Annotated in this window: 20 protein-coding genes; 9 read left to right on the plus strand and 11 right to left on the minus strand. The window is 71.7% G+C overall.

Going from position 1 to position 24,617, the window contains the following annotated elements:
• Window positions 1-79 precede the first annotated feature (79 nt).
• Window positions 80-1,036 (minus strand): LysR family transcriptional regulator, encoded by a 957-nt coding sequence (locus IEZ12_RS07840; RefSeq protein ID WP_189271404.1) that lies wholly within the window; start codon window positions 1,034-1,036, stop codon window positions 80-82.
• A gap of 64 nt (window positions 1,037-1,100) precedes the next feature.
• Here IEZ12_RS07840 and IEZ12_RS07845 point away from each other — a divergent pair, with 64 nt between their 5' ends.
• Together IEZ12_RS07845 and IEZ12_RS07850 are read left to right on the plus strand one after the other, a co-directional pair.
• Window positions 1,101-2,384, plus strand: a complete 1,284-nt coding sequence (locus IEZ12_RS07845) for an MFS transporter (protein ID WP_189271405.1) — start codon at window positions 1,101-1,103, stop codon at window positions 2,382-2,384.
• Entirely contained in the window at window positions 2,381-2,935 is a 555-nt protein-coding gene (locus tag IEZ12_RS07850; RefSeq protein ID WP_189271406.1) for a Uma2 family endonuclease, read from the plus strand. The genes IEZ12_RS07845 and IEZ12_RS07850 overlap by 4 nt, the downstream gene beginning before the upstream one ends.
• A 31-nt stretch (window positions 2,936-2,966) precedes the next feature.
• On the opposite strand, the gene IEZ12_RS07855 is transcribed toward IEZ12_RS07850, so the two are convergent.
• The 7 genes from IEZ12_RS07855 to IEZ12_RS07885 form a co-directional block, all read right to left on the minus strand.
• On the minus strand, window positions 2,967-4,244 hold the full coding sequence (locus IEZ12_RS07855) for a thymidine phosphorylase (RefSeq protein WP_189271407.1): 1,278 nt from the start codon (window positions 4,242-4,244) through the stop codon (window positions 2,967-2,969).
• Between the two features lie 95 nt (window positions 4,245-4,339).
• On the minus strand, window positions 4,340-4,744 hold the full coding sequence (locus IEZ12_RS07860) for a cytidine deaminase (RefSeq protein WP_043914344.1): 405 nt from the start codon (window positions 4,742-4,744) through the stop codon (window positions 4,340-4,342).
• Complete coding sequence (locus tag IEZ12_RS07865; RefSeq protein ID WP_189271408.1) at window positions 4,741-6,006, minus strand: ABC transporter permease; 1,266 nt, start codon at window positions 6,004-6,006, stop codon at window positions 4,741-4,743. The genes IEZ12_RS07860 and IEZ12_RS07865 overlap by 4 nt, the downstream gene beginning before the upstream one ends.
• Entirely contained in the window at window positions 6,003-7,175 is a 1,173-nt protein-coding gene (locus tag IEZ12_RS07870) for an ABC transporter permease (protein WP_043914346.1), read from the minus strand. The genes IEZ12_RS07865 and IEZ12_RS07870 overlap by 4 nt, the downstream gene beginning before the upstream one ends.
• A 4-nt stretch (window positions 7,176-7,179) precedes the next feature.
• Window positions 7,180-8,925 carry an ABC transporter ATP-binding protein gene (locus IEZ12_RS07875; RefSeq protein ID WP_373295450.1) on the minus strand — a complete coding sequence of 582 codons (1,746 nt, stop codon included), beginning with the start codon at window positions 8,923-8,925 and terminating at the stop codon, window positions 7,180-7,182.
• Between the two features lie 107 nt (window positions 8,926-9,032).
• Entirely contained in the window at window positions 9,033-10,097 is a 1,065-nt protein-coding gene (locus IEZ12_RS07880) for a BMP family lipoprotein (protein WP_189271409.1), read from the minus strand.
• A 370-nt stretch (window positions 10,098-10,467) separates the two neighbouring features.
• Window positions 10,468-11,718 carry an amidohydrolase gene (locus tag IEZ12_RS07885; protein WP_189271410.1) on the minus strand — a complete coding sequence of 417 codons (1,251 nt, stop codon included), beginning with the start codon at window positions 11,716-11,718 and terminating at the stop codon, window positions 10,468-10,470.
• Between the two features lie 403 nt (window positions 11,719-12,121).
• On the opposite strand from IEZ12_RS07885, the gene IEZ12_RS07890 reads away from it, so the two are divergent.
• Window positions 12,122-14,176, plus strand: coding sequence for a S53 family peptidase (locus IEZ12_RS07890; protein WP_189271411.1), 2,055 nt, complete (start codon window positions 12,122-12,124; stop codon window positions 14,174-14,176).
• An 85-nt stretch (window positions 14,177-14,261) separates the two neighbouring features.
• On the opposite strand, the gene IEZ12_RS07895 is transcribed toward IEZ12_RS07890, so the two are convergent.
• Window positions 14,262-15,851 (minus strand): acyl-CoA mutase large subunit family protein, encoded by a 1,590-nt coding sequence (locus IEZ12_RS07895; RefSeq protein ID WP_189271412.1) that lies wholly within the window; start codon window positions 15,849-15,851, stop codon window positions 14,262-14,264.
• Between the two features lie 191 nt (window positions 15,852-16,042).
• Here IEZ12_RS07895 and IEZ12_RS07900 point away from each other — a divergent pair, with 191 nt between their 5' ends.
• The 6 genes from IEZ12_RS07900 to IEZ12_RS07925 all read left to right on the plus strand — a co-directional run bounded on the left by IEZ12_RS07900 (window position 16,043) and on the right by IEZ12_RS07925 (window position 21,200).
• Window positions 16,043-16,786, plus strand: a complete 744-nt coding sequence (locus tag IEZ12_RS07900) for an SDR family oxidoreductase (RefSeq protein WP_189271413.1) — start codon at window positions 16,043-16,045, stop codon at window positions 16,784-16,786.
• A gap of 242 nt (window positions 16,787-17,028) precedes the next feature.
• Window positions 17,029-17,532: a 2-oxo-4-hydroxy-4-carboxy-5-ureidoimidazoline decarboxylase gene (locus tag IEZ12_RS07905; protein ID WP_189271414.1), complete on the plus strand. Its 504-nt coding sequence runs from the start codon at window positions 17,029-17,031 to the stop codon at window positions 17,530-17,532.
• A gap of 252 nt (window positions 17,533-17,784) precedes the next feature.
• Window positions 17,785-18,165, plus strand: coding sequence for a succinate dehydrogenase, cytochrome b556 subunit (gene sdhC / locus IEZ12_RS07910; protein WP_189271415.1), 381 nt, complete (start codon window positions 17,785-17,787; stop codon window positions 18,163-18,165).
• Window positions 18,166-18,170: 5 nt separating this feature from the next.
• Window positions 18,171-18,659: a succinate dehydrogenase, hydrophobic membrane anchor protein gene (gene sdhD, locus IEZ12_RS07915; RefSeq protein ID WP_229847337.1), complete on the plus strand. Its 489-nt coding sequence runs from the start codon at window positions 18,171-18,173 to the stop codon at window positions 18,657-18,659.
• A 25-nt stretch (window positions 18,660-18,684) separates the two neighbouring features.
• Complete coding sequence (gene sdhA / locus IEZ12_RS07920) at window positions 18,685-20,427, plus strand: succinate dehydrogenase flavoprotein subunit (RefSeq protein ID WP_189271416.1); 1,743 nt, start codon at window positions 18,685-18,687, stop codon at window positions 20,425-20,427.
• Entirely contained in the window at window positions 20,427-21,200 is a 774-nt protein-coding gene (locus IEZ12_RS07925) for a succinate dehydrogenase iron-sulfur subunit (protein ID WP_043914358.1), read from the plus strand. Before sdhA ends, IEZ12_RS07925 begins: the two co-directional genes overlap by 1 nt.
• A gap of 60 nt (window positions 21,201-21,260) precedes the next feature.
• On the opposite strand, the gene IEZ12_RS07930 is transcribed toward IEZ12_RS07925, so the two are convergent.
• Both IEZ12_RS07930 and IEZ12_RS07935 read right to left on the minus strand, forming a co-directional pair.
• Window positions 21,261-22,610 carry a hypothetical protein gene (locus tag IEZ12_RS07930; RefSeq protein ID WP_189271417.1) on the minus strand — a complete coding sequence of 450 codons (1,350 nt, stop codon included), beginning with the start codon at window positions 22,608-22,610 and terminating at the stop codon, window positions 21,261-21,263.
• Between the two features lie 168 nt (window positions 22,611-22,778).
• The gene (locus IEZ12_RS07935; RefSeq protein ID WP_189271418.1) at window positions 22,779-24,386 is read right to left on the minus strand and encodes a hypothetical protein; all 1,608 of its coding nucleotides are present in this window, start codon (window positions 24,384-24,386) and stop codon (window positions 22,779-22,781) included.
• Between the last annotated feature and the right edge of the window lie 231 nt (window positions 24,387-24,617).

A 24,617-nucleotide genomic window follows, 5' to 3' on the forward strand; every position in this document is an offset into this window, starting at 1 on the left:
CCCCGCGAAGCGGAACCCTCCCCGCGAAGCGGAACCCTCCCCGCGAAGCGGAACCCTCCCCGCGAAGCGGAACCCTCACTCAGTCGTGCGCGAGGATGCTTCCCCGGCGGGACAGGACGAAGTCCCGGAATGCGGCTGCCGGTGGGGTGAGGGGGCGGGTCGCGTGCCAGGCGAGGCCGATGGCTCGGCGGGTGCGGGGGGCGGTGACTTCGAGTTCGACGACGCCCGGGCGGGGGACGAGGGCGGGTGGGAGGAGGGCGACGCCGAGGCCGGCGGCGACCAGGCCGCGGAGGGTTTCGACCTCCTCGCCTTCGAAGGCGATCCGCGGGGTGAAGCCGGCCTCCGCGCAGAAGCCCTCCATGATGTGGCGCAGGCCGTAGCCCTGCTCGACCGTCACCCACGGCTCATCGGCGACCTCGGCGAGGCGGATCCGGCGGCGCCCGGCGAGCCGGTGGTCCGCGGGGACGGTCAGGTAGAGGCGCTGCTCGTCGAGCGGACGGGCCGTCAGTTCGGGCATGTCGGGCAGCGGGGAGACCAGGCAGAGGTCCAACTCCCCGGCGCGCAGGCGTTCCAGCATCGCGGCGACGTAGTCCTGCACCAGTTGGAAGCGGACCTGCGGATGCCCGGCCCGGAACCCTCGCAGCAGGGCGGGCACCGCGTCCGTCCCCATGGTGTGCAGGAAGCCGAACGCAACCCGCCCGGCCGTCGGGTCGGCCTCCGCGCGGGCCGCCTCCGCGCCGCGTTCGACCTCGGCGAGCGCCCGTTCGACGGCGTCCAGCAGCAGCCGTCCGGCCCGGGTCAGACGGACGGTGCGGCCCTGCCGGGCGAGCAGGTCGACGCCGAGCTGCGCCTCCAGGCGGGCGACCGCGCGGGAGAGGGTGGGCTGCGGCATGCCGAGCAGTTGCGCGGCCCGGGTGACGTGCTCCAGTCGGGCGACCGCCGCGAACTCCGCCAACTGCGGTGCGAGGCGCGTCACATCGGCGTCCGGACCGAGTTCGGCGAGGCGGGTGGGCGCGGAGCTGCTCTCATACGTCACGGCATGGATCTTCCCTCATTCATGCATTGGACGCATCAGCCCGCGCCGCCATAGCGTCATTGGCATGCAGCCTGCCAGTACCGAGGCGCTCTCCGCGCCCGCCCCCGCATCCCCCGCATCCGTGACCGACCTGCGCCTGCGCCCCGGCAGCCGGGACTTCCGCCGCGCCAACCTCGCCCTGTTCGCGGCCGGTGTCGCCACCTTCGTCCTGCTGTACTCCACCCAGGGCCTGCTGCCGATCCTCTCCGCCGACCTCGACCTGACGCCCGGTCAGGCCAGCTGGACGGCCTCCGCGTCGACGCTCGGCCTCGCGCTCGCGCTGCTGCCCGCCAGCGCCCTCTCCGACCGGTACGGACGCACCGCCGTGATGACGGCGTCCACCCTCGCCGCCGCGCTGCTCGCCCTCGCGCTGCCGTTCGCCCCGGACCTCACCACGCTGGTGGTCCTGCGGGCCGTCCAGGGCGCGGCGCTGGCCGGGCTCCCGGCCACCGCGATGGCCTACCTCGCCGAGGAGGTGCACCCGGCGGCGCTGGCCTCCGCGATGGGCCTGTACGTGGCCGGCAACTCGATCGGCGGGATGGGCGGACGCCTGGTCTCCGGCTGGGTCGCGGCCGCCTGGGGCTGGCGCTGGGGGCTGGCGGTCTCGGCCGTCCTCGCGCTGCTCGCGGTGCTCGCCTTCCGGCTGCTGATCCCCCGGGCCCGGCACTTCCGGCGGACGCCGGTGGACGCCCGCGCACTGGCCACGACCGTCGCCGGACACTTGCGCAACCCGCTGCTGCTGCGGCTGTACGCGCTCGGGATGCTGTTCATGGCGGTCTTCGGCGCGGTCTACAACACCGTCGGGTATCGGCTCACCTCGGCGCCGTTCCACCTGCCGGAGTCCGTCGCCGCGTCGATCTTCGTGGTGTATCTGGTCGGCACGGCGTCCTCCGCCTCGGCCGGCCGACTGACCGCCCGCTGGGGCCGCCGCGGCACCCTCTACCTGGCGATCTCCACCACCACGGCCGGCCTGCTGCTCTCCCTCGCGAACTCGCTGTTCCTCGCGATCCTCGGCCTGGTCCTGATCACCGCCGGCTTCTTCGCGGGCCACGCCACCGCGTCCTCCGCCGTCGGCCGCACCGCCGCCACCGGCCGCGCCCAGGCCTCCGCGCTCTACCTGATCGCCTACTACCTCGGCAACAGCCTCGGCGGCACGATCGGCGCCGACGCCTACCACTCCACCGGCTGGTCCGGCACGGCTGCCGTCGCCCTCACCGCCATGGCCTGCGCGGCCGGCGTCACCCTGTACGCCACCCACCGCGCCACAGCCGCCCGCCGGGCGGTGGCCGTCGATACACTCCGGGCATGAGCGTCGACCCTGCCACGTTTGCCAGACTCCGTGCGATCGCCGACCAGCTGCCGCAGGTGCCGGGCATAGGAAAGGTCGAGATCGCGGACGGCGAGATCGTCATGATGATGTCTCCGGTGAGCCGTCACGAGCTGGCAGTGGTCCGGCTGGCCCGTCAACTCAACGAGCAGCTCCCGCACACCCATCCGGGTTTCCTCGCCCACGGCGGTGCGGACCTGGAGGACCCTGGGCTGGGCCGGCTCCGGAATCCCGACCTGATGGTGTTCCCGGAAGCGGCTCTGGACGTGGAGAAGCCCGCGCTGCTTCCCCACGAGGTGCTGATGGTGGTCGAGATCGTCTCGGTGTCCAACCCGGAGAACGACTACCGGGCCAAGGTCGCCGACTACGCCGCGATGGGTATTCCGCTCTACCTGCTGGTCGACCCCCGCAAGGGCACCGGCATCATCCACGACGAACCCGGCTACACCCGCCGCACCGACTTCGCCTTCGGCGACGTCATCACCGTCGGCCCGTGGACCCTCGACACCGGCGTCCTGCGCACCTACTCCTGAGAGCGGGCGCGCAGGGCGCGTCGGCGAACCGTCAGGCGATCCGGTCCAGGACGATCGGGGCCGGGGTGAAGGCGGTGCCGACAGGGGCAACGGTGACGGCGTCGGCGAGGGCCTCGATCGCGTAGGGGAAGCGCTCGGGGGTGTCGGTGTGGAGGGTGAGGAGGGGCTGGCCGGCGGTGACGGTGGCGCCGGGCTTGGCGTGGAGTTCGATGCCGGCGCCGGCCTGGACCGGGTCCTCCTTGCGGGCGCGGCCGGCGCCGAGGCGCCAGGCGGCGACGCCGACGGCGTAGGCGTCGAGGGTGGTGAGGACGCCGGTGGCGGGGGCGGGGATGACGTGGGTCTCGCGGGCGACGGGGAGGGGGGCGTCGACGTCGCCGCCCTGGGCGGTGATCATGCGGCGCCAGTGGTCCATGGCGGAGCCGTCGCGGAGGGCGTCGGCCGGGTCCTTGCCGTGGACGCCCGCGGCGGCGAGCATCTCGCGGGCGAGCGCGAGGGTGAGTTCGACGACGTCGGCGGGGCCGCCGCCGGCGAGGACCTCCAGCGATTCGCGGACTTCGAGGGCGTTGCCGGCGGTGAGTCCGAGCGGGGTGGACATGTCGGTGAGCAGGGCGACGGTCGCGACGCCGGCGGAGCGGCCGAGGCCGACCATGGTGCGGGCGAGCTCGCGGGCGTCGTCGAGGTTCTTCATGAACGCGCCGGAGCCCACCTTGACGTCCAGGACGAGTGCGCCGGTGCCCTCGGCGATCTTCTTGGACATGATCGAGGAGGCGATCAGCGGGATGGCCTCGACGGTGCCGGTGACGTCGCGCAGGGCGTAGAGCTTCTTGTCGGCGGGGGCCAGGCCGTCGCCGGCGGCGCAGATCACGGCGCCGCAGTCGCGCAGGACGGCGAGCATCTCGTCGTTGGAGAGCAGGGCGCGCCAGCCGGGGATGGATTCGAGCTTGTCGAGGGTGCCGCCGGTGTGGCCGAGGCCGCGGCCGGAGAGCTGCGGGACGGCGGCGCCGCAGGCGGCGACCAGCGGGGCGAGCGGGAGGGTGATCTTGTCGCCGACGCCGCCGGTGGAGTGCTTGTCGGCGGTGGGGACGCCGAGCGAGGAGAAGTCCATGCGCTCGCCGGAGCGGATCATGGCGTCGGTCCAGCGGCTGATCTCACGGGCCGTCATGCCGTTGAGCAGGATGGCCATCGCGAGGGCGGACATCTGCTCGTCGGCGACCTCGCCGCGGGTGTAGGCGTCGATCACCCAGTCGATCTGGGGGTCGGTCAGCTCGCCCCGGTCGCGCTTGGCCCGGATGACGGAGATGGCGTCCATGCAGGTGCTCCAGAGAGGTGTGAAATGCGAAGAGTGCCGCGGGATGTCCTCCCGCGACACTCTACGCGCGTAACAAAGTGATCAGCCAGCAGGAGCTACAGCTTGTCCGGCCCGAACGCGTCCGGCAGGACCTCGCTCATCGGCCGTACCCCGGACGGCAGTTCGACCAGCAGGTCGGGACCGCCGTGCTCGAAGAGCAGCTGGCGGCAGCGCCCGCACGGCATCAGCAGCTCGCCGGCACCGTCCACGCAGGTGAACGCCGTCAGCCGGCCGCCGCCGGTGGCGTGCAGCGCGGAGACCAGGCCGCACTCGGCGCACAGGCCGAGGCCGTAGGAGGCGTTCTCCACGTTGCAGCCGGTCACCGTGCGGCCGTCGTCGACCAGGGCCGCCGCCCCGACCGGGTACTTGCTGTAGGGGGCGTAGGCGTGGCGCATCGCCGCGCGGGCGGCCTCCCGCAGCGCCTCCCAGTCCACCGCGTCCGCGGTCAGGGGCGGCGTCACTTGGCCTGTCCCTTGCGGTAGATCTGGCCGTCGGCCTTGGGCATCCGCAGTCGCTGGGCGGCCAGCGCGAGCACCACCAGGGTGATCACGTACGGGGTGGCGACGATCAGCGGGCGCTGGACGGCGTCGGTGGTGGCGTACCAGAGGGCGACGCCGCCGGCGACCACCAGGCTGATCGCGCCGGCCGTGAACTTGCGGCGGTAGAACTGCCACAGCGCGAGCGCCGCCATCGCGATGGCGACCACCAGCAGCAGCACGTGCACCGAGTCGGCGTCGCGCAGCTGGAGGCTGTCGGTGAAGCCGAACAGGCCCGCGCCGGCGGCCAGGCCGCCCGGCATCCAGTTGCCGAAGATCATTGCGGCCAGGCCGATGAAGCCGCGGCCCTGGGTCTGGCCGTCCCGGTAGAAGTGCGCGGCGACCAGCGACAGGTACGCGCCGCCGAGGCCCGCGAAGGCGCCGGAGGAGATCACCGCGAGGTACTTGTACTTGTAGACGTTGACGCCCAGCGACTCGGCCGCGGTCGGGTTCTCGCCGCAGGAGCGCAGCCGCAGGCCGAACACCGTGCGCCAGAGCACGAAGTAGCTGCCGACCAGGAACGCGCCGGCGATCAGGGTGACCACCGACAGCTCGGTGGTGAGGCCGCGGACGATGCCGGCCACGTCGGAGACCAGGAACCAGTGGTGCTGCTCGATGCCGTCCAGCCAGTTCGACAGGCCGGGGACGGTGAAGGTGGGCAGCGACTCGGCGGGCGGCGACTGGTTCGCACCGGCGCCGTCGGCCACGTAGTCCTTGTAGTAGATCCGGTTGACGTACGCGCAGATGCCGGGGACCAGCAGGTTGATGCCGACGCCGGAGACGATGTGGTCGACGCCGAAGGTGACAGTGATCAGCGCGTGCAGCAGACCGCCGGCCGCGCCGCCCGCCATGCCGGCCAGCAGGCCGACCCACGGGTTGACCAGGAAGCCGGCCCAGGCGCCGCAGAAGGTGCCGGCCACCATCATGCCTTCGAGGCCGATGTTGACCACGCCCGCGCGCTCGGCCCACAGGCCGCCGAGGCCGGCCATGGCGATCGGCACGGCGGAGGACACCGCGGCGCCGATCTGGCCCGAGGAGGTCAGCCCGTGGTTGCCGGTGACCGCGCCGATCGCCGCGAACAGCAGCAGCGCGAGCGCGATCAGCAGCAGCACCACCGGCCAGGTCAGCTTGGACTTCTTCTTCGCGGGCGCGACGGACGACGTCGGCTTGGCGACAGTGGTGCTCATGCCGCCACCTCCTTCTGGGCGGCCGCAGCGGCGGCGGCCTGCGCGGCGAGCTCGGCGCCGACCTTCTGCTGCTGGCGCTTGAGGCCGAAGCGGCGCACCAGTTCGTAGGCCACGACGACGCAGATGACGATGGTGCCCTGGATCACCGGGATGATCTCGGCCGGGTAGTCGCCCCGGGTGGGCAGCTGGGCGCCGGAGGCGTCCAGGAAGGCGAACAGCAGCGCGGAGAACGCGATGCCGATCGGGGTGTTGCGGCCGAGCAGCGCCACCGAGATGCCGATGAAGCCCAGGCCGACCTGCACGTTCTGGCCGAAGTACGGGGTGTTCTGCATCAGCTCGGGCAGGCCCACCAGGCCGGCCAGCGCACCGGAGACCACGATCGAGGTGATCACCATGCGCTTGACGTTGACGCCGGACGCCTTGGCGGCGGTCTCCGAGCGGCCGGTGGCGCGCAGGTCGAAGCCGAACCGGGTGCGGTTCAGGGTGAAGTGGAAGACCACGCCGACCAGCGCCGCGATCACGATGAAGCCCCACAGGGTGCCGCCCTGGGTCTCGATCGAGAAGAAGTGGCTGGACTCGGAGATCTTCGCGGTCTGGATCGAGTTGGTGGTGCCGCCGGTCTTCGGCGCCAGGATGCCCGGCACCAGCAGCACGCCGATCACGGCGGTGGCGATGGCGTTCAGCATGATGGTCGAGATGACCTCGCTGACGCCGCGGTAGACCTTCAGCACACCGGCGATCGACGCCCACAGGCCGCCGACGAACATCGCGACGATCAGCAGCAGCGGGATCTGCAGGAAGGCCGGCAGGTCGATCTGGGTGCCGACGAACGCGGCCATCATCATGGCCAGCTTGTACTGGCCCTCGATGCCGATGTTGAACAGGTTCATCCGGAACCCGAACGCGGCGGCGGCCGCGGCCAGGTAGTACACGGTCGCCTTGTTCAGGACGGCGACCTGGCCGTCCGACGCGGTGCCGTAGTTCCACATGATCCGGAAGGCGCCGAACGGGTCGCGGCCGGAGACCGCCAGCAGCGTGCCGGCGATGATCACCGACAGCAGCACGGCCAGCACGGGCGCGGCCAGGCCGAGCCCGATCCGCTCCAGGTCGATCTGCCGCTTGCGCGGCCGGTCGGCCGCTTGGGCAGCCGGGGGGTTGGGACTGGTCATGTGGCTACTCCCCCGCCTGCACGTAATCGGCGGTGTCGGTGGGCGGAACCCGGTCGGAGCCGGTGGTGCCGGTGTCGGAGACGATGTGGCCGGTGGCGGCGCCGGTCATCGCGGTGCCCAGATCCTCCGCGGTGACGGTGGCCGGGTCGGCGTCGGCGACCAGCGCGCCGCGGTAGATCACCCGGATGGTGTCGGACAGGCCGATCAGCTCGTCCAGGTCGGCGGAGATCAGCAGCACCGCCAGGCCTTCGCGCTGCGCGGAGCGGATCTGCTCCCAGATCTGCGCCTGCGCGCCGACGTCCACGCCGCGGGTCGGGTGGGCGGCGATCAGCAGCTTCGGGTCGTGGCTCATCTCGCGGCCGATGATCAGCTTCTGCTGGTTGCCGCCGGACAGCGACGCCGCGGTGACCTCGATGCCGGGGGTGCGGACGTCGTACTGCTCGACGATCCGCTGGGTGTCGGCCCGGGCGCCGGCCGGGTCGAGCAGCGCGCCCTTGGAGTTGGGGCGCTCGGTGACGTGGCCGAGGATCCGGTTCTCCCAGAGCGGGGCCTCCAGCAGCAGGCCGTGCCGGTGCCGGTCCTCCGGGATGTAGCCGATGCCGGCCTCGCGGCGGGCCCGGGTGCGGGTGCCGGTCAGGTCGGCGCCGTCCAGCGTGACGGTGCCGGCGTCCAGCGGCAGCATCCCCATGATCGCCTCGACCAGTTCGGCCTGGCCGTTGCCCTCGACACCGGCGATGCCGAGGATCTCGCCCTTGTGGATGCGCAGCGAGATGTCGTCCAGCACCACGCGCTCGACGCCCTCGGCGTCCGGCTTGGCGATCCGCAGTCCCTCGACGCGGAGCATCTCCACGTCGGTGACGGTGGACTCGCGGCTCTCCGGGGAGGGCAGTTCGGCGCCGACCATCAGCTCGGCCAGCTGGCGGGCGGTGACGACCTTCGGGTCGGCGTCGCCGACCGTGGTGCCGCGGCGGATCACGCTGATCGCGTCGGCGACCGACAGCACCTCGTGCAGCTTGTGCGAGATGAAGATGACGGTGACGCCCTCGGCCTTGAGCTCGCGCAGGTTGTCGAACAGCGCGTCGACCTCCTGCGGGACCAGGACCGCGGTCGGCTCGTCCAGGATCAGGATCCGGGCGCCGCGGTACAGCACCTTGAGGATCTCCACGCGCTGCCGGTCGGCCACGCCGAGGTCCTCGACCAGCTCGTCCGGCCGCACGCCGAGGCCGTACTGGTCGGACAGCTCGCGGATCTTCGCCTTCGCCTTCGCGCCGATGCCGTACAGCTTCTCGCTGCCCAGGACGATGTTCTCCCAGACGGTGAGGTTGTCGGCCAGCATGAAGTGCTGGTGCACCATGCCGATGCCGCGGGCGATCGCGTCGCCCGGGGTGGCGAAGACCACCTGCTCGCCGTTGATGGCGATGGTGCCCTCGTCCGGCTTCTGCATCCCGTAGAGGATCTTCATCAGGGTGGACTTGCTGGCGCCGTTCTCGCCCATCAGGGCGTGCACGGTGCCGCGCTGCACGGTGATGTCGATGTCGTGGTTGGCCACCACACCGGGGAAGCGCTTGGTGATGCCGCGCAGTTCGACGGCCGGTGTCGCCGTCCCCGCGCTGGGGATGCCGCCGGGGGAGGCGGAGTCGGAGGGGGTGATGGCGATCTCCTGCTGGTCGTCGGGCGCTTCGTCGCGCTGGAGGCTCAAGAGGGAACCCTGGGGTGGTGCAGCCGCCGGACGGACACCGGGGTGCGGCATGGGCAGGGGCCCGGGGGATGCGCAGCGCGCATCCCGTCCGAGCCCCTTCCGTGAGATGTGTCAGACCACTGCGCCGCCCGGCGGGCGGACGGCGCACCGGCAGGGGATCAGCCCTGCGGGACGGTCGGGACCTTGGTCGCGCCGCTGGTGATCTGCTGGGTGGCGGCGTCGATCTTCGCCTTGATGTCGTCGATGTAGCCACCGGTGACGGACAGCGACACGCCGCCGTCCTTCAGGTCGAAGTTCTTCACGCCGCCCTGGGCGTTGCCGTCCTTGACCGACTTGACGAAGGAGAACACCGCGGTGTTCACGTTCTTCAGCATCGAGGTGAGGATGTGGTCCTTGTACTTCGACAGGGCCGGCTGGTTGGCCTGGTCGGAGTCGACGCCGATCGCCCACTTGTTGCCCGGGGCGGTGGCGACGGCCTCGATGGAGCCGCTGCCGGAGGAGCCGGCGGCGGAGTAGATGACGTCCGCGCCCTTGTCGAGCTGGCCCTGCGCGGCCTGCTTGCCCTTGCCCGGGTCGGCGAAGCCGGTGTTGTCCGGCGGGGTCGACAGGTAGGTGACCTCGACGGCGATGTCCGGGGTGACGGACTTGGCGCCCGCGGTGTAGCCGGCCTCGAACTTCTTGATCAGCTCGGACTGGACGCCGCCGATGAAGCCGACGTGCTTGGTCTTCGACTTGCTGGCCGCGGCCACGCCCGCCAGGAAGGAGCCCTGCTCCTCGGAGAAGGTCAGCGAGGTCACGTTGGACGGCTGGTCCGGCGAGTTCGAGTCGACGATCGCGAACTTGACGTTCGGGTTGTCCTTGGCGACCTTGTTGACGGCGTCCTGGTAGATGAAGCCGACCGCGATGACCGGGTTGAAGCCACCGCTGACCAGCGACTTCAGGCGCTGCTCCTTGTCGGCCTCGGACTCACCGGACTTGGCCTCGGCCTCGTTGATGGTGGCGCCCAGCTCGGACTTGGCCTGGTCCAGACCACGCGCGGCGGAGTCGTTGAAGGACTGGTCCCCACGGCCGCCGATGTCGTAGGCCATGCCGACCTTCAGACCGGAGCCGCCGCCGGCACCGGCGGTGTTGTTGTCGGTGCTCTTTGCGCCGCAGGCGGCGAGCGAGGCGATGCCCAGGGAACCCGAGAGCACGGCCGCGGCGAGCTTGAGTGAACGGCGCAAGGGAGTTTCTCCTTCTCACACACCCGTTTGGCGTGGTCGAGCGCCACCGTAACGCGCGTAGAACACGGTTGTGTTACGGCCTGCACGGGCCCCGGGGTTGTTATCAAAATGTGGTCGTACGCCCGGGCAAATCCGGACATAGCCGCACACTTGTTCAACTCCCGTTCCGCTACTGGCTGGTAGCGCGCCACCACGGTACGCCTCCGCCCCCTACCCCGGAACACGCCTCCCCGCACCCGCCGGAGCGGCCCCGCCGGCCCCGGCCGTCGGCCCCGGCCCATGGAACGGGCCCCCTCCCCGGTGGTCGTTCGCGCGGCGGATCCGGCCGCGCGAACGACTCTCCCGGAAGGGGGCCCGCCCCGGTGCGCGCTCAGATCCGGGCGTGCTCCAGGGCCAGCGAGGCGAACAGCTCGACGCCGATGGCGATCGCCCGCTCGTCCGCGTCGAAGTCGCCCTGGTGGAGGTCGCGGACGCCCTTCTCGTCCGGGCTGCGGACGCCGAGGCGGGCCAGCGCGCCCGGCGCGTGCTCCAGGTACCAGGAGAAGTCCTCGCCGCCCAGGCTCTGCTCGGTCGGCTCCACCACCGGGCCGCGGCCCTCGGCGAACCGCTCGTTCATGGCGCGCTCCAGCTGGTCGATCGAGTCGGCCTCGTTGACCACCGGCGGGACGCCCCGGTGGTAGTTCAGCGTCCACTTGGCGCGGTACGTCTCGGCCAGGTGCGCGATCAGCTCCTCCAGCACCTCGGGCGCCTGCCGCCAGCCCGCCAGCTCCAAGCAGCGCACGGTGCCCTCCAGTTCGGCGTGCTGCGGGATCACGTTCGGCGCCGAGCCGGCCGCGATCCGCCCCCACACCAGCGAGACGCCCCAGCGCGGGTCCATCCGGCGGGCCAGCCCGGACGGCGCCTCGGCGGCCAGCTTGGCGACCGCGGTGACCAGGTCGGTGGTCAGGTGCGGGCGGGCGGTGTGCCCGCCCGGGCCGTCCACGCTGATCATCACCTTGTCGCAGGCCGAGGTGATCGCCCCGGTCTTCAGGGCGATCCGGCCGACCTGCACCTTGGGGTCGCAGTGCACCGCGAAGATCCGCCCGACCCCCTTCATCCCGCCGGCCGCGATCACGTCCAGCGCGCCGCCCGGCATCGTCTCCTCCGCCGGCTGGAAGATCAGCCGCACCGGACGGGTCAGCTCCCCCGCGGCCAGCGCCTCGGCCAGCACCAGCGCGGTGCCGAGCACCACCGCGGTGTGCACGTCGTGCCCGCAGGCGTGCGCCCGGCCGGGCACCGTGGAGCGGTACGGGACGTCCTTCTTGGCGTCGTCGATCGGCAGCGCGTCGATGTCGGCGCGGAACGCCAGCAGCGGGGTGCCGGGCGCGGTGCCCGGCGGGACGAGGTCCACCAGCAGACCGGTGCCGCCCGGGAGCACCCGCGGCTCCAGCCCGGCGGCGACCAGTCGTTCGCGCAGCAGCTTGGTGGTGCGGAACTCCTGGCGGCCGAGCTCCGGATGCCGGTGGAGATCACGGCGCAGGTCGATCAACTCGGCCTGGTGGGCCGCTACTCGGGCCCGGAGGGCGGCGAGCGGGCGGACGGCGGTGACGGTGGCAGCGGCTGCAGGCTGAGGATCGTTCACCTTGACAAGACTAGGCCGGTGAGAGGCTTTTGGCCCCTCTTCCACCAAAGTTCTCACCGTTTGGATGCATACCGGGATCCACGATGGGTATGACTCTTCGATTCGGCCCGCGCCTGTGTTCGGCTCCCTTCGTATGCAACGACCTGCACCGGCGGCCGGACACGGTGACCACTCCCCCGGGGCCCGCCGCCCCGCCCGCGACCAACCCTTCCCCCCGATCGGGTCATGGCCGGGTAAATCTTTCGGCCTCACTCTTGAGCGGCGCACATCAGTCCGAATAGACAGCTGTCGCACAGTCAACTCCGGTGCCGCAGTGGGGTGGGACAGTCCGCCTGCGGCGCGCCTCGTCACGCCCTCACGAAGGGCGGCTGACGCTCCATCGAACCGAGAAGGGGGGACCGACGTGCCCATCACGCGCAATCGGCTCGCCAAGAGCATCGCTCCGGCCACCGTCGCGGCCGCACTGATCATCACCACCCTCGGCGCGGCCGTTCCGGCCACCGCCGCCACCCCCGTGGGCGACACCGCCCGCGCCCTGCCGGGCACCCACCCGGAGTGGGCCACCCCGCAGGCCGACGCGGGCGCGGCCGACGCCGCCGCCCCGGCGACCGCCCGGATCTACCTGGCCGGCCGCGACGCGAGCGGCCTCGCCGCCCTCGCCCGGGCCGTCTCCGACCCCAAGTCCCCGAGCTACGGCCAGTACCTGACGTCCGCTCAGGTCCAGGCGAAGTTCGGCGCCACCCCGGAGCAGGTCAAGGCCGTCACCGACTGGGTGTCCGCCGCAGGCCTCACCGTCTCGGCCAGCAACGCCCACTACGTGCAGGTCGCCGGCTCCACCGCCGCGATGACCAAGGCGTTCGGCACCGGCTTCCACAACTACCGCACCGCGGACGGCACCCACCGGGCGCCGACCGCCGACGCCAAGGTGCCGGCCTCCGTCTCCGACGCCGTCCTCGCCGTCTCCGGCCTGGCCGACTCGATCCACAAGAACGTCTCCTCCGCCACCTCGGTCCGCGAGGCGGAGCAGCGCCTGAACGCCGCCGCCAAGCTCGCCGGCCCGGACAAGAAGGACCCGGCGGCCCTGCCGACCGTCGCGACCTGCTCCGAGGACGGCTACGGCTCGAAGACCGCCAAGGGCGCCCCCGAGGGCTACGAGAAGAACGAGCCGTTCGCCCCCTGCTCGTACATCCCCTCCCAGCTCCGCAAGGCCTACGGCGTCACCGACGCCAAGGTCGGCGGCAAGGGCGCCCGCGTCGCCATCATCGACGCGTACGGCCTGTCCACCATGGAGCAGGACGCCAACCACTTCTCCTCCCTGCACGGCGACCAGCCGTTCAAGCCGGGCCAGTACACCGAGTACGTCACCCCGGACAAGTGGGTCCACGAGGCCGAGTGCGGCGGCCCCGCCGGCTGGGCCGGCGAGGAGGCGCTCGACGTCGAGATGGTGCACGGCCTCGCGCCGGACGCCAATGTCGTCTACGTCGGCGGCAACTCCTGCTACGACGAGGACCTCTACGACGCCATGGCCAAGGTCGTGGACGAGCACCTCGCCGACGTCGTCTCCAACTCGTGGGGCGAGATCATGCACGGCAAGTCCGGCGACATCGACCCCGCCGTGGTGGCCGCCGACAACCAGATCTTCCAGCTGGGCGCCCTCACCGGCATCGGCTTCACCTTCTCCTCCGGCGACTGCGGCGACAGCTCGCCGGGCGCGGCCGCCACCGGCGTCAACTGCGAGGCCGACACCAACCAGGCGCAGGCCGACTGGCCGTCCGCGTCCCCGTGGGTCACCTCGGTCGGCGGCACCGCCCTCCAGCTGAACGACAAGGCCGGCAAGTACGGCCACGAGGTCTCCATGGGCGACCTGCGCTCGGTGCTCTCCGCCGACCAGAAGTCCTGGACCCCGATGCCGGGCAAGTTCTACTTCGGCGGCGGCGGCGGTGTCTCCAAGGACTTCGCCCAGCCGTGGTACCAGCAGGGCGTCGTCCCGGACCGCATCAGCCGGACCGCGGCCGACGGCACCGCGTCCAAGACCCCGCTGCGCGCCACCCCCGACATCGCGATGAGCGGTGACCTGGTCGCCGCCACCCTGGTCGGCTTCACCGCCGACGGCGCCTACAGCGAGGGCGGCTTCGGCGGCACCTCGGTCTCCGCCCCGGAGACCGCGGCCATGTTCGCCAACGCCATCGAGACCCGCGGCGGCCGCGCCCTCGGCTTCGCCAACCCGGCCCTGTACGACCGCGCCGCCACCAACGCCTTCCACGACGTGGACGACAACGCCGTCCACACCAAGCGCGGCAACGTCGTCGACCTCGGCGTCGTCAACGGCGCCCTGAAGGTCCGCCTCTACAAGATCGGCGCCGACTTCGGCCTCTCGGCCGCCGGCGGCTACGACACGGCCACCGGCCTGGGCTCCCCGGGCAAGGGCTTCTTCAAGTCCTTCGCCATCAAGAAGTAGTCCGTAGAACGCAGTTGAGGGGTGCTGGGGATCCTTCCCCGGCACCCCTCTTCCGCTTACAGCGACTTGTGCGTGGGCGCGGCCCTCAGAAGCGGTCCACCGGCACGTAGGTGCCCCACACGCCGCGCAGCGCGTCGCACACCTCGCCGACCGTCGCGCGAGCCGCCAGCGCCTCCTTCATCGGGTACAGCACGTTGTCCGTCCCCTCCGCCGCCTTGCGCAGCAGGGTGAGCGAGCGGTCCACCGCCGACGAGTCCCGGTCCGCCCGCAGCCGCGCCAGTCGCTCCGCCTGCTGCGCCTCGATCGCCGGGTCGACCCTGAGCGGCTCGTAGGGCTCCTCCGCCGCGAGCTGGAAGCGGTTGACGCCGACCACGGTCCGCGTGCCGGAGTCCTGCTCCTGCTGGATGCGGTACGCGGTGCGCTCGATCTCGCTCTTCTGGTAGCCCTGTTCGATGGCCGCGACGGCGCCGCCCATGTCCTCGACCTTGGCCATCAACTCCAGCGCGGCGGCCTCCAGTTCGTCCGTCATCGCCTCGACCACGTAGGAGCCCGCGAACGGGTCGACGGTGGCGGTGATGTCGGTCTCGAAGGCGAGCACCTGCTGGGTGCGCAGCGCGAGCCGCGCGGACTTCTCGGTGGGGAGCGCGATCGCCTCGTCGAAGGAGTTGGTGTGCAGCGACTGCGTCCCGCCGAGGACGGCGGCGAGCGCCTGCACGGAGACCCGGACGAGGTTGACCTCGGGCTGCTGGGCGGTCAGCTGGACGCCGGCGGTCTGGGTGTGGAAGCGCAGCATCTGCGACTTGGGGTTCTTCGCGCCGAACTCCTCCTTCATGACGCGGGCCCAGATCCGGCGCGCGGCACGGAACTTGGCGACTTCCTCCAGCAGGGTGGTGCGGGAGACGAAGAAGAAGGAGAGCCGGGGCGCGAAGTCGTCGACGTCCATGCCGGCGGCGACGGCGGTGCGCACGTACTCGATGCCGTTGGCGAGGGTGAAGGCGATCTCCTGCGCGGGGTTCGCCCCGGCCTCGGCCATGTGGTAGCCGGAGATGGAGATGGTGTTCCACTTGGGGATCTCGGCCCGGCAGTACTGGAAGACGTCGGCGATCAGCCGCAGCGAGGGCTTGGGCGGGAAGATGTAGGTGCCGCGGGCGATGTACTCCTTGAGCACGTCGTTCTGGATGGTGCCGGTGAGCCTGTTCGACGGCACGCCCTGGGCCTCGCCGACCAACTGGTAGAGCAGCAGCAGCAGCGAGCCGGGCGCGTTGATGGTCATCGAGGTGGAGACCTCGCCCAGCGGGATGCCGCCGAACAGGACGTTCATGTCCTCGACGCTGTCGACGGCGACGCCGACCTTGCCGACCTCGCCGTGCGAGATCGCCGCGTCCGAGTCGTAGCCCATCTGGGTGGGCAGGTCGAAGGCGACGGACAGGCCCATGGTGCCGTTGGCGATGAGCTGCTTGTAGCGGGCGTTGGACTCGGCGGCGGTGCCGAAGCCGGCGTACTGGCGCATCGTCCACGGCTTGCCGGTGTACATGGTCGGGTAGACGCCGCGGGTGAACGGGTACTGGCCGGGGGTGCCGAGCCGGCTCGCGGCGTCGAAGCCGGCCAGGGTCTCGGGGCCGTACACCGGCTCGATCGGCAGGCCCGACTCGGTGCGGCGGGGCTCGGCTGCCATGGATGTCCTCCGCGGAAGGTGATGGGGGTTGGCGCCGATTGACGCCTCGGCTGGATACGCAACGCAATGTAGCCGTGCCCCTCACGGGCAGACAGGTGCCACGGCTGGGAGCTTGCTCACAACACGTGCGAACCGTTCCTTGGGATGATCCACCTGCACCGAACACCAGGCCGAGACACGAGGAGTGGGACATGAGCGAGCAGAAGGTGGCGGTGGTCACCGGCGCCAGCAGCGGCATCGGGGCGGCGACCGCCCGGCGGCTGGCCGCGGACGGTTTCCAGGTGGTGCTGACCGCCCGCCGCACCGAGCGGATCGAGGCGCTGGCGAAGGAGCTCGGCGGCCGCGCCTTCACCCTGGACGTCACCGACCGGGCCGCGGTGGACGCGTTCGCCGCCGAGGTCGGCCGGGTGGACGTGCTGGTGAACAACGCGGGCGGCGCGCTCGGCGCGGAAAGCGTCGAGACCGGCGACCCGGCGGACTGGCGCACCATGTTCGAGGTCAACGTGATGGGCGTGCTGCACCTGACCCAGGCGCTGCTGCCCGCGCTGCGCGCCACCGGGGACGGCACCGTGCTGATCATGTCCTCGACGGCGGCGCTGGCCACGTACGAGGGCGGCGGCGGCTACGTGGCGGCGAAGCACGCCGTCCACTCGGTGGCGCAGACCCTCCGCCTCGAACTCGTGGGCGAGCCGATCCGGGTGATCGAGATCGCTCCCGGAATGGTGAAGTCCGAGGGCTTCGCGTTGACCCGGTTCCGCGGCGACCAGGACAAGGCCGACGCGGTGTACGCGGGCGTCGCCGAGCCGCTCACCTCCGAGGACGTCGCCGACACCGTCTCCTGGGCGGTGACCCGTCCGGCACACGTCAACATCGATCTGCTGGTGGTCCGGCCCCGGGCGCAGGCGGCCAACCACAAGGTGCACCGGACCGGCTGACCGGACCTCGGTGAACGACAACGGCGGCGGGTCACAACTTGATAGCTCGATCGGATGAAATCGGCCCGCCGCCTCCCCAACTGATGAACCCTCAACTACCGTGGAGGCGCTGCCCCGCCGAGCCGTCGCCGACTCCGGGCGGAGGCACTGCCACACCCTCCCTCTGTCTCTGCAGCATCCCCCCTTCCCGCCCTCACGAGGAGGATCCGCTGGCCAGCGACATCCCGCCGCAGCGTCTCGACGTGCGGACGGATCCGTCCCTACTGGGACTGCACCGGTTCAACGAGGCCGACTCCGGCGCGGTCGAGGAGGCGCTGCTCGCCTGCTGCGGCAGCCACCGCTGGGCCCTGCGCCTGACCGCCCACCGCCCCTACCCCGACATCGGCTCCCTGCTCGCGGCCGCCAGCGAGGCCAGCTACGACCTGCGCCCGGCGGACCTCGCCGAGGCGCTGGCCGACGAGAGCTGGATGCCGCAGCCGCTGCTCGGCATGCGCGCCCCCGGCAGCCAGGCGGCGCACACCGCGCTGCGCGCCGCGCACGCCGCGTACGAGGCGCGTTTCGGCCACGTCTTCGTGGTCTGCCTGGACGGGGTGGACCCGGAGGAGATGCTCGACGCGGTGCTGACCTCGATCCGCACCCGGCTCGCCCACGACCCGGACGAGGAACGCCTCATCTCCGCCGAGGAGTTGCGCCGGATCGCGCTGACCCGCCTGGAGCACCTGGTGGGTTGCGCCGGATCGCGCTGACCCGCCTGGAGCACCTGGTGGCCGTCCGGAGCTGACCGGGCGGCCCCGGGCCGTGCTGCGAGGGCTTCGTCACGGAGCGTCGGGGTTCCCGTTCCGATTAGCCCGTGCGTGCCTGATTGATCACAGCAGGGGCCCCCGACGGCGGAGGGGCGCGGCGCGTCGATAGGATGCTCGCGGCCGGTGGACCGTATCCGGCCGGGCTGACCGACAGAAAGCCGGCCGAGCCCCCAATCCGCTTCCGGAGGGTTTTCCGTGCCGGCTGGAACGCTGTACCGCGGCCGGGAAGGCATGTGGAGCTGGGTGGCTCACCGAGTCACCGGCGTCCTGATCTTCTTCTTCCTGTTCGCACATGTCCTGGACACCGCCCTGGTGCGGGTGTCGCCCGAGGCGTACGACTCGGTGATCGCCACCTACAAGGTGTGGCTGGTGAACCTGATGGAGTACGGCCTGGTGGCCGCCATCCTGTTCCACGCCCTGAACGGCCTTCGCGTCGTGGCGGTCGACTTCTGGGCCAAGGGCCCGAAGTACCAGAAGCAGATGCTGTGGACCGTCGTCGGCATCTGGGTCGTCCTGATGGGCGGCGCCTTCTACCCCGTTCTGCAGCACACCCTTCGCACCTGGTTCGGGGGCTGATCCGGATGTCCATTGAGACCAAGGACCTGGTGGTCCCCTCGCTCCAGGCCCACACGGGCCAGGGTCTGGGCACCGGCAACCCTGCCGAGGCCTTCGTGGTGGAGCCCGCCCGGGCCCGCACCAAGAAGACCCCGCGCCGCACCCGCACCAACTTCGAGATGCTCGCCTGGCTGTTCATGCGCCTGTCGGGTGTCGTCCTGGTGGTGCTGGTCCTCGGCCACCTGCTGATCAACCTGATGCTGGACGGCGGCGTCTCGAAGATCAGCTTCGCCTTCGTGGCGGGCCGCTGGGCTTCCCCGTTCTGGCAGATGTGGGACCTGCTGATGCTGTGGCTGGCGATGCTGCACGGCTCGAACGGCATGCGCACCGTCATCAACGACTACGCGGAGAAGGACGCCACTCGTCTGTGGCTGAAGGGTCTCCTCGGTGTCGCGACCGTCTTCACGGTCGTCCTCGGCACCCTGGTGATCTTCACCTTCGACCCGAACATCTGACGAGCCACCAGAGGCGACTGACCCCATGCAGATTCACCAGTACGACACCGTCATCGTCGGCGCCGGCGGCGCCGGCATGCGCGCGGCCATCGAGTCGACCCAGCGCAGCCGCACCGCGGTTCTGACCAAGCTCTACCCGACCCGGTCGCACACCGGCGCGGCGCAGGGCGGCATGTGTGCCGCGCTCGCCAACGTCGAGGAGGACAACTGGGAGTGGCACACCTTCGACACGGTCAAGGGCGGTGACTACCTGGTCGACCAGGACGCCGCCGAGATCATGTGCAAGGAGGCCATCGACGCGGTCCTCGACCTGGAGAAGATGGGCCTGCCCTTCTCCCGCACCGACCAGGGCCGGATCGACCAGCGCCGCTTCGGCGGCCACTCCCGCAACCACGGCGAGGCCCCGGTCCGCCGGTCCTGCTACGCCGCGGACCGCACCGGCCACATGATCCTGCAGACGCTGTTCCAGAACTGCGTCAAGCACGGTGTGGAGTTCTTCAACGAGTTCTACGTCCTCGACCTGCTGATCAACGAGGGCAAGACCGCCGGCGTGGTGGCCTACGAGCTCGCCACCGGCGAGATCCACGTCTTCCAGGCCAAGGCCGTGGTGTTCGCCTCCGGCGGCACCGGCAAGATGTTCAAGGTCACCTCGAACGCGCACACCCTGACCGGTGACGGCCAGGCCGTGGCGCTGCGCCGCGGCCTGCCGCTGGAGGACATGGAGTTCTTCCAGTTCCACCCGACGGGCATCTGGCGGATGGGCATCCTGCTCACCGAGGGCGCCCGCGGCGAGGGCGGCATCCTGCGCAACAAGGACGGCGAGCGCTTCATGGAGCGCTACGCCCCCGTCATGAAGGACCTCGCGTCCCGTGACGTGTGCTCCCGCGCGATCTACTCGGAGATCCGGGCCGGCCGCGGCTGCGGCCCCGACGGCGACCACGTCTACCTGGACCTGACGCACCTCCCGCCGGAGCAGCTGGACGCCAAGCTGCCCGACATCACCGAGTTCGCGCGCACCTACCTCGGCATCGAGCCCTACACGGACCCGATCCCGATCCAGCCCACCGCGCACTACGCGATGGGCGGCATCCCGACCAACGTCGAGGGTGAGGTCCTGAGCAACAACACCGACGTCGTTCCCGGCCTGTACGCCGCGGGCGAGGTCGCGTGCGTGTCGGTGCACGGCGCCAACCGCCTGGGCACCAACTCGCTGCTGGACATCAACGTGTTCGGCCGCCGCGCGGGCATCGCCGCCGCCGCGTACGCCGACAACCACGACTTCGTCGAGCTGCCGGAGAACCCGGGCGCGCTGGTCGAGGCGCTGGTCGAGGGCCTGCGGGAGTCCACCGGCACCGAGTCCGTCGCGCAGATCCGCAAGGAGCTGCAGGAGTCGATGGACACCAACGTGTCCGTCTACCGCACCGGCAAGACCCTGCAGCAGGCTGTCGAGGACGTCACGGCGCTCAAGGAGCGTTTCAAGAACGTCGCGATCCAGGACAAGGGCTCGCGGTACAACACCGACCTGCTGGAGGCCATCGAGCTGGGCAACCTGCTCGACCTGGCCGAGGTGCTGGTCGTGTCCGCGCTGGCCCGCGAGGAGTCCCGCGGCGGTCACTACCGCGAGGACTTCCCGACCCGCGACGACGTGAAGTTCATGCAGCACACCATGGCGTACCGCGAGGTGGCCGAGGACGGCTCCACCTCCATCCGCCTCGACTACAAGCCGGTCGTGCAGACCCGCTACCAGCCGATGGAGCGTAAGTACTGATGTCCACTCCGACCGTCGAGAAGCACTCGGCCGCGCTGGACGCGGTCGAGGCGGGCAGCACCAAGCTGATCAACGTCACCTTCCGGATCCGCCGGTTCAACCCGGAGGAGCACCCGGACCCGGTGTGGGTGGACTACCAGCTCGAAATGGACCCGAAGGAGCGCGTCCTGGACGCGCTCAACAAGATCAAGTGGGAGCAGGACGGCACCCTCACGTACCGCCGCTCCTGCGCGCACGGCATCTGCGGTTCGGACGCCATGCGGATCAACGGGCGCAACCGGCTGGCGTGCAAGACCCTGATCAAGGACGTCAACCCGGAGAAGCCGATCACGGTCGAGGCCATCAAGGGCCTCGCGGTCCTCAAGGACCTGATCGTGGACATGGACCCGTTCTTCCAGGCGTACAAGGACGTCATGCCGTTCCTGATCACCTCGGGGAACGAGCCGACCCGCGAGCGTCTGCAGTCGCAGGCCGACCGCGAGCGCTTCGACGACACCACCAAGTGCATCCTGTGCGCCGCGTGCACCTCCTCGTGCCCGGTGTTCTGGAACGACGGCCAGTACTTCGGCCCGGCGGCGATCGTCAACGCGCACCGCTTCATCTTCGACTCCCGCGACGAGGGCGCCGAGCAGCGCCTGGAGGTCCTCAACGACCGTGAGGGCGTGTGGCGTTGCCGCACCACCTTCAACTGCTCGGAGGCCTGCCCGCGTGGCATCGAGGTCACCAAGGCGATCCAGGAGGTGAAGCGCGCGCTCGTCACGCGTCGCTTCTAGTCCCGCGCTGTTCGAAGGGCCCGTCCGGAGTGCGCTCCGGGCGGGCCCTTCGGCGTGCCGTCAGGCGGCGGCGCCGCGGCCGGTTCTGACGGTGGCCAGGGTGAGCAGCAGCGGGCCGAGGAACAGCGCCACCGCCATCGTCCGGTAGTCCTGCCCGGCGGCGGACGCGGTCAGCGACAGCTGGGTGCCGAGGACGGCCGCGCCGGCCACCGGGACCAGCGCGGGCAGCCGGTGCCGCCAGGCGTACAGCAGGGCCGCCGCCAGCCCCAGGTACGCCCACAGGGCGCCGCGCCACAGCAGCCAGTCCAGCTGCGGGGCGCGCAGCAGGGTGCGGCTCCAGTCGGCCGCGGAGTGCAGCGGCCGCAGCAGGCCGTGCGAGGACGGGGACGCCTCCGGCACCTCGGTGGCGGCGTGCGGGCCGCCGGCGCCCGCCCACACCGACCAGGCGAGGCGGCCCCGGCAGAGTCGGGCGTCCAGCACCCGGTCCGGGTGCTCCCGCAGCAACTGCCGCCAGGCGGCGGCGAGTTCGTCCTGTGCGCGGCCGGCGGCGGCGGAGTCCCAGCGGTCCGTGAGGGCGGCGGTCGACGAGCAGTCCGCGCCCGCCGCGTCCCAGGCGGCGGGCGGGGCGACCGCGGTCAGCTCCCGGTCCGCGCCGCCGGGGTCGCGGTACTGGGCGAGCGCCAGGTCGGCGGCGCGCAGCGGGTGCAGGTCGCCGGCCCGGGCCGCCGGGTGGCCGAGCAGCGCGAGGACGATCGGCACCGCCAGCGCGGCGGCCGTGAGCAGCGCGAGCCGGCCGCGCGCCCGGGGCAGCGCCGGCAGCAGCACCAGCGCGGCGATCAGCGCGGTGCCCGCGCCGCGCGGGCCGGTCAGGGCGAGCAGCACGATGGCCGAGAACAGCACCGTCAGATCCAGCCGCTGCGCCGGGCCGCCCCGGTGCAGCGTCCCCTCCGCCCGCCGGGCGAGCAGCCGCAGACCGGCCGCGGTGAGCAGCAACGCCCCTGCGGCGGACGGCACTTCCGGGCTGAGCGAGACCACCAGGCTGCCCGTCGGCGGCAGCGCGGCCAGCGCCACGGCCACCGGCCCCGACCAGCGGCCGCGCACCCCGAACCGGGCCAGCGCGGCCACCAGGTGCCCCAGCGCGAACGCCACCGCCGCGGTCTGCGCCAGCGTCACCCCCGCCGGGTGGAGGACCCGCACGGCCGCGTCGTACAGCGGCGCGCCCCCGCCCGCGGCGGTGCCGGTGAACGCCGGGTACCCGGCCGCCCACCACAGCAGCAGCACCGCCTGGCAGGCCGCCGCCACCGCGAGCGGCAACCGCAGCCGGGACTTGGCGCGCCGGTGCCGCCGTTCCCGTTCCTGGCGCTGCGCCCACTCGGGGCGGGTGTCGCCGAGGGTGGTGCTGGTGCTCATCGCGGAGCCTCCCACATCCCCTGCTCCCCGGCCCGGCCCTCGGCCCCTCGCCGCCATCCGCCCGGGAGTCGTGCCGGGCAGGCTAGCAGCCGGATTCGGCCACCTCCAGAGGTCCGGACACGCCGAGGGCCCGCCCCGGCCGCAGCCGGAACGGGCCCCGAGGGTCGATCAGGCCAGAACGCCCAGGTCCTTCGGGGTGCCGACGCCCTTGAACGTCACCAGGTGCCGGTCGGCGGTGACGGCGTACAGGTCCGCCTGGCCGTCGCCGTCCAGGTCGCCGGAGCTGCCCAGGGTCGGGTACTCGGCCACCGGGAAGTTGCCGATCACGGTGCCGTTCGCCGGGTCGGCGAGCGCGGAGTAGTCGTAGCTGCCCTCGCCGAGCTTCGGCACGGCGTACGCCCGCAGGACGCCGGTGGACTGCTCGCGCGACCACAGCGCCAGGTTCCCGTTCGCGTCCGGGCCCGGGGCGATCAGGTCGTAGCCGTTCCACAGACCCGTGGTGGTCAGCTGGGTCGACTTGCCGAACCGCGACGGGTCCCGCTGCAGCCACAGGTTGCCCTGCTCGACGTCCAGCAGCGTGATCGCGGTCGGATTGCCGGGCTCCACCGAGCCGAACGCGACCAGCTGCTGCACCTCGCGGAAGCTGGTGCTGTGGTCGGCCGGGCAGGCGACCGGGGCCTTGGCGGTGTCGACGCACGAGGTGGCGTGGCTCATCAGCGACGGCGACCGGGTGCCGAGCGGCAGCGAGCCCTGGTTGACGTACTGGTACAGGTAGCCCGAGTTGTCGGGAGCGGCGTCGCGCACGTAGACGGTGTCGGCGGGCGCGCCGCCGCCGCTCCAGCCCTTGTGCGCGATCTGCAGGCCGCTCCAGCTGCCGCCCCAGGGCGACCACACGGCGGGCACCACGGTGGTCGGGGTGGTGCTGCCGGCGTCGCCGCTGATCACCAGCAGGTTGCCCTGCGAGTCGGGCAGCAGGATGTCGGGGACGCCGTCGTTGTCGACGTCGCCGAGCGCCTTCGGCGGGTTCGGGTTCGACGGCGCGTAGAAGGTGTAGCTCAGCGGCTGGGTGACCTGGCCGGTGCGGTCGATCGCCTGCACCTGGAGGTTGTGGGTGCCCCACGCGGCCGGCTTGAGGGTGACGCTCGCGGTGCCGTCGGCGCCGGCCTCGACGATGTCGGCGCCCGGGGTGCAGCCGCCGCCGGCGCTCAGGGTGCCGTCCAGCACGTATCGGAAGCAGGCCACGCCGGATCCGGCGTCCGTCGCGGAGAAGGTGAAGACGCCCTTCTGCCCGGCGAACTTGCCGCCGCCGTTCTCCGGGAAGTCCGTGGAGGTCACGGCCAGGCCGGTGGGCGCGGCGGTGTCGACGCCGAACCGGCAGGTCTCGGTGGGCGCGCCGGAACCGGGCTGGTACTCCGGCCACACCTGCCAGGTGTAGCCCGCACCGTCGGTCAGACCGGTGACGGTGACCTGGACGGTGCCGTCGGCCGCGGCGGTGGCGGCGCCGTCGAACACCTTCGCGCCGGTCGCGTTCCACACCTTGAAGCGGGCGGAGGGCGCGGTGGTGCGGGCGGTGAGCACCGGGTTGGCGGTGGTCACCCAGCCGGGCGTGCCGGTGGCGTTGCAGCCGTCCCCGGCCAGTGTCGGCGTCGACCCGACCGTCGGGCCGGTGACCCCGGGACCGGGCACCGCCTGCGCGGCGGGAGCGACGAACAGGCCGACCGCGACGGCCGCGGTGGCGCAGGCGGCGAGCAGCCGCGGAGAGGTGGCACGGGACATCGGAGAATCCCCCCAGGAAGTGTTGCCGGGGCAAGTCGATCACCTGCCCGGCCGCGCATCCTGGCACCCCTCGCGAGCTGCACGCAAGCAGAATAGTGACACCTCAGCAGCCACCGCCCGCAAAAGGCCCGCTCCGGCCTTGACCGGAACGGGCCCTGACGGTCGATCAGGCCAGAACGCCCACGTCCTTCGGGGTGCTGACGCCCTTGAACGTCATCAAGTGACGGCCAG

Origin of the sequence: Kitasatospora griseola, from assembly GCF_014648555.1 — a bacterium.
GTDB lineage: Bacteria > Actinomycetota > Actinomycetes > Streptomycetales > Streptomycetaceae > Kitasatospora > Kitasatospora griseola.